The following is a 5,296-nucleotide window of genomic DNA, read 5'->3' on the forward strand; positions in this document are numbered from 1 at the left end:
CGTACAAACCGAGGGAGCGGTTCGGACGGGCCGGGCCCGGGGGAGCGGCGGTGCGGGGTCGGCCGGGGTCAGCGGGCGGGCGAGGCGGCGTCCACGGCCTCGACCGCGCGGACCAGCGAGGTCAGCTCGGGGTTGCGGGCGGCCTCGTCGAGCGCCTCGCGCAGTGCGGCGTCATTGGTCGGCCGGGCCCGCTCCAGGAGCTTCAGCCCGTCCTCGCTCACATTGGTGTAGATGCCGCGGCGGTCGGTCGGGCACAGGTAGCGCGCCAGCAGGCCGCGGTCCTCCAGTCGGGTGACCAGGCGGGTGGTGGCGCTCTGGCTGAGCACGACCGCGTCGGCGACCTGCTTCATCTGCAGGTGTCCGCCCTCGCCGTCGTGCTGGCGGCTGAGCACGTCGAGCAGCGAGTACTCGCGCACGCTCAGGTCGTGCCCGGTCTGCAGGGCGCGTTCGATGTGGGACTCGATCCGGCCGTGCAGGAGGGACAGGGCGTTCCAGCCGCTGGCGAGGGCGGTGAGCGCGGGGTCCGTGGCGGTCATGGGCCCGGCCTCCTTCCGGATGTGGCTGAGTCCAGGATAAGCCATGAACTGAAATATCGGCTAGAGCTTGTATAGCGCTTGTGCAATCAATCTTCCCGCATGGGCCCGGGCGGGTCCGAGTGGGGTGCCGGGTGTGAGACGTCGGGCGGCGCCCAGTGTTCGCACGGCTTTGGCGTAAATGGTTCAGACCATTGACGCGAGGGGAAGGCAGCTCCTACGGTGTCGGGCAACCGGTCTGGCGCGGGCATGCCATGTCTTGGGCAGGCCGCCGTGCGCACCCCCACGCGCACGCGCACGCCCCGCGCCGGGCGCACACTCCATCCACCCCCACGGAGGAGCACCATGCGCAAGCGCCATCTGATCGCCGCCGCCGCGGCCGCGATCGCCCTGCCGATCGCGGCGGCCCTGCCGGCCCAGTCGCACGGCTTCATCAACCTGCCGCCGAGCCGTTCCGCGCTCTGCGGCGCCAACGCCGTCCCGTGGGACTGCGGCGACATCCAGTGGGAGCCGCAGAGCGTCGAGGGCCCCAAGGGCTTCCCGGGCCGCGGCCCGGCGGACGGCACCATCTGCGCCGGCGGGGACGCCCGCTGGGCCCCGCTGGACAACCCCCGGGGCGGCGCCTGGCCGACCACCAGGGTGACGGCGGGCCAGCAGCTCACCTTCACCTGGGAGATCGAGGCCCGGCACTCCACCACGAACTTCAAGTACTACCTGACCAAGCCCGGCTACAGCGCGAGCCAGCCGATCACCCGGTCCGCCCTGGACCTGACCCCGTTCCTGACCGTCCCCTACAACGGCCGCCAGCCCGCCGCCACCACCACCCACACCGGGACCCTGCCCACCGGCCGCACCGGCCACCAGGTGATCGTCGCCGTCTGGGAGATCGCCGACACCGGCAACGCCTTCTACTCCTGCACCGACGTCCAGTTCTGACCGTCCCCGGGTCGCCCCGACGGCCCTGACCGGTCGCGTCGCACCGGGCCCGACCGTGCCCCACCGCGCCCGACCGCGTCCCGCCGACGCCGCCGCCCGACTCCGGACGGCGCCGGCGGGCCGCCCGCCCGACCGCACCGCAGACCCCAGGCCCGACCCCCGCCCGACCGCACCGCAGACCCCGCCCGGGCCGTGCTCGCGCGCCGTAGAAGCCGCAAATAGGTACATTGACGACATTTGGCAGCAGTGCCAGGCTTCGCGCGTCCACGAAAGAAGGCCTACCGCCTTCGGAAAGGGTCTCCATGCGCCCCGACCTCAGCCCCGCCGTCCTCGCCGAGCTGCGCCGGCCGCGGCCCTATCCGGTGGTGTCGATCCTGATGCCCACGCACCGCCGGGAGCCGGACAACACCCAGGACCCGGTCCGGCTGCGCAACCTGCTGGCCGAGGCGAAGGAGCGCGTCCAGGCGGACCCGGAGGTCTCCCGCGCCGACCGGATCGACGTGCTGGAACAGCTCGACCGGGCCCACACGGAGGTCGACCTGGTGCACGCCGAGGACGGCCTGGCGATCTTCGCCGCCCCCGGCGAGCACCAGGTCTGGTCACTCGGGCGCACCGCCCCCGCCCGGGTGGTCCTGTCCGACACCTTCCTCACCCGCAACCTGGTCGCCGCGCACGCCGCCGAGCGCCCGTTCTGGGTGCTCGCGGTCGCCGCCGACAAGGTGGTGCTCTGGGGCGGCACCGAGGAGCGGGTCACCGAGGAGAAGGGCCGCGGCTTCCCGCTGGTGCGCGTCTTCGACAACCCCGACCCCGAACGCCAGGAGCAGATCGGCGATACGCCCAGCACCTTCCGCGACGAGGCGACCAAGACCTTCCTGCGCCAGGCCGACACCGAGGTCGGCAAGCTGCTGGCCGCCGCCCCCCGCCCGCTGTACGTGGTCGGCGAGGCCGCCGCGCTCGCCCTGCTGGACGCCGTCGGCCCGATCGCCAAGGAGTCCACCGCGCAGCTCCCGCACGGCGGCCTGGCCCAGGCCGACGCCGAGACCGTCCGCAAGGTGGTCGAACCCGCCGTGCGCGCCCACGCCGACCAGGAGGTCGCCGAGCACCTCGCCCAGCTCGACAAGGCCCGCGGCGCCCAGCAGTTCGCGGCCGGCCTGGACGAGGTCTGGCGGACCGTCGGCGAGGGCCGGGTCGCCCGCCTGGTGGTCGAGGAGAACTACCGCGCCACCGTGCGCGACGAGGGCGAGCACCTCGTGCCCGCCGAGGCCGACCAGCCCGGCGCCCGCGAGGACATCGTCGACGAGGTGATCGAGCGCACCCTGGACACCGGCGGCCAGGTCGGCTTCGTCCCCGACGGCACCCTCGCCGACAGCGACCGGATCGCCGCCGTCCTGCGCTACTGACCCGCCCTCGACCGCGGCCGCCCGTCCGGTAAGCCCGGCGGGTGGCCGCGGCGCATCGGAGGCACCCGCTCCCGTCGCACAGGGCGACCATCCGGCCGGGCCCGCCCCCACCGCGCGTCCGCCCGCCGCACCCGTCCCCCGGCCCGTCCACCGCGCCCGTACGGAAACGAACCGGCCGAACGGGGCAAGGAACGCGCCACCTTCGCGAACCGCACGCGCAATGGTCACGAACGGTTTTCGGACTCGTGACGTCCGGTTCGGCAACCGCCCCTAGCCTGCCGCGCATGACACAGAGTCACCGCCCCCGCGCGGGCCGCCGCACCGGCCTGCTCGCCGCCGCCGTCGCCGCCTCGCTCGGCCTCACCGCCGTCGCCCTGAACGCCCCCAGCGCCGTCTCCGCCGAAGCCGCCCCCGCCGCGGCCGCGGCCGGCGCCGCCCCGGCCCCCGGCGAGGTCGTCGTCGACGAGACCTTCACCGCCCCCGCCCTGCCCGCCGGCTGGGCCGCCGTCGAGGGCGACTGGAAGGTCGAGGGCGGCCGCCTGGTCGGCACCTCCGCCAACTCCGGCCAGCAGAGCCGGATCACCTTCGGCCGCCACCTCGACGACTTCCGCATCGAGGCCACCGCCCGCTTCGAGACCGTCCAGGACGGCGCCCGCTGGACCGCCCTGGGCCTCGACGTCCCCGCCTCCGGCGCCACCCCCTGGTCCATCGCCACCATGCGCACCGGCACCACCGCCGCCAACGGCCTCGAATTCGCCCGGCGCACCCCCGCCAACGCCTGGAACGTCACCGACACCGCCGCGGCCCCCACGGCCGCCGGCACCGGCCGCGACGTGCGCATCGCCGTCGAGGTCCACGGCACCACCGCCCGCTGGATCTTCGACGGCAAGGAGGTCATGCGCACCACCCAGATCGCCCGCAGCGCCGACGGCGGCCAGGCCCTGGTCGTCAACGGCGCCAAGGTCTCCTTCGACGACCTCAAGGTCACCGCCCTCGCCCCCGGCGGCCGGCTGCGCCCGGCCGGCGCCCCGCTGACCGTCTTCGCCCACCGCGGCGCCTCCTCCGCCGCCCCCGAGAACACCCTGGTCTCCGACGAGATCGCCCGCCGCGGCGGCGCCGAGTGGATCGAGAACGACGTCCAGCCCAGCAAGGACGGCGTCCCCTACGTCCTGCACGACGACACCGTCGACCGCACCACCGACGGCAAGGGCCGCATCCGCGACCTGACCGCCGCCCAGCTCGACACCCTGGACGCCGGCTCCTGGTTCGGCCCCGTCTACGCCGGCGCCCGCATCCCCACCCTGGCCGCCCAGCTGGAGGACCTGCGCACCCGCGGCGGCAACCTGCTGCTGGAGATCAAGGGCAAGCACAGCCGCGACGAGGTCGCCCGGATCGTCCAGGAGGTGCGCGACCAGAGGATGACCGACCGGGTCTTCGTCCAGAGCTTCGAGGTCGACGCCCTGCGGTACACCCGCGAACTGGCCCCCGAACTGCCCCTGGGCCTGCTGCGCGGCGACCTCGACGCCGACCCGGTGGCCGTCGCCAAGGACCTCGGCCTCTCCGCCTACAACCCCTCCGACGGCGGCCTCGCCGCCCGCCCGGCCGTGGTGAAGGACCTGCACGCCGCCGGCGTCGCCGTCAACGTCTGGACGGTCGACTCGGCCACCCGCTGGAAGGCCCTGGAGGCCGCCGGCGTCGACGGCATCATCACCAACCGCCCGGCGGAGCTGGCCGGTTGGAACAGCGCCTGGCTCCAGGGCGGCAACCCCGTCCGCCCCGTCGCGCCCACCGTGGCGATCACCTCCCCGGCCGCCGGCACCACCCTGGACCGTGCCCAGCAGCCGGTCACCGCCGTCCGGGCCACCGGCGCCGACACCGTCCGCCTCACCCTGGACGGCAAGGAGCTGGCGCCCGGCACCGCCCTGGACACCGCCGCCCTCCCGCTCGGCAAGCACACCCTGCGCGCCGAGGCCACCGGCCCCGGCGGCCGCGCCGAGGCCACCACCGAGTTCACCCTCGCCGCCACCCCCACCGGCCTGGCCGCCCTGGTGCTCACCTCCGGCGCCGACCGCAACGCCGTCGCCACCCTGACCGTGATGCTCGGCCAGGGCCAGTACCGGCCGCTCGCCCAGTGGGCCGACGACCAGGCCGGGCGCACCGTCCCCGCCGACCGCGCCCGCCTGATCGCCGCCGACGCCCGCGCCCTGGACACCGCCCCGCGCGGCTGACACCCCGTCGGGGGCGTTCCCGGCGGGCCCCTGCCGGCGCAGCGGCCCGACCCGGCACCGTCCGCGGCACGCCCGGTGACGGCCCGGCAGCGCGAGGCCGGGGGGCCGCGCCGGGGGGGGGGGGGCCCGGGCCGGGGGGGGGGTTGGTTTGAAAAAAAAAGCCGCCCCCCACACCCACAAAAAAAAGGTGTGGGGGGTG

The 5,296-nt window shown here is 75.2% G+C and carries 4 protein-coding genes; 3 read left to right on the forward strand and 1 reads right to left on the reverse strand.

Going from position 1 to position 5,296, the window contains the following annotated elements:
- Positions 1-68 precede the first annotated feature (68 nt).
- Entirely contained in the window at positions 69-536 is a 468-nt protein-coding gene (locus tag ACFWJ4_RS35635) for a MarR family winged helix-turn-helix transcriptional regulator (RefSeq protein ID WP_380551905.1), read from the reverse strand.
- Positions 537-878: 342 nt separating this feature from the next.
- On the opposite strand from ACFWJ4_RS35635, the gene ACFWJ4_RS35640 reads away from it, so the two are divergent.
- The 3 genes from ACFWJ4_RS35640 to ACFWJ4_RS35650 all read left to right on the forward strand — a co-directional run bounded on the left by ACFWJ4_RS35640 (position 879) and on the right by ACFWJ4_RS35650 (position 5,097).
- Positions 879-1,469, forward strand: a complete 591-nt coding sequence (locus ACFWJ4_RS35640; protein WP_359915504.1) for a lytic polysaccharide monooxygenase — start codon at positions 879-881, stop codon at positions 1,467-1,469.
- A gap of 302 nt (positions 1,470-1,771) precedes the next feature.
- A complete protein-coding gene (locus tag ACFWJ4_RS35645) occupies positions 1,772-2,869 on the forward strand; it encodes a chemotaxis protein (protein WP_380551908.1) in 1,098 nt (365 codons plus the stop codon).
- Positions 2,870-3,153: 284 nt separating this feature from the next.
- Positions 3,154-5,097, forward strand: coding sequence for a glycerophosphodiester phosphodiesterase family protein (locus ACFWJ4_RS35650; protein ID WP_380551911.1), 1,944 nt, complete (start codon positions 3,154-3,156; stop codon positions 5,095-5,097).
- Positions 5,098-5,296: the final 199 nt, after the last annotated feature.

The sequence above is a fragment of the Kitasatospora sp. NPDC127067 genome, from assembly GCF_042724755.1.
GTDB classification, from domain to species: Bacteria; Actinomycetota; Actinomycetes; order Streptomycetales; family Streptomycetaceae; genus Kitasatospora; species Kitasatospora lactacystinica.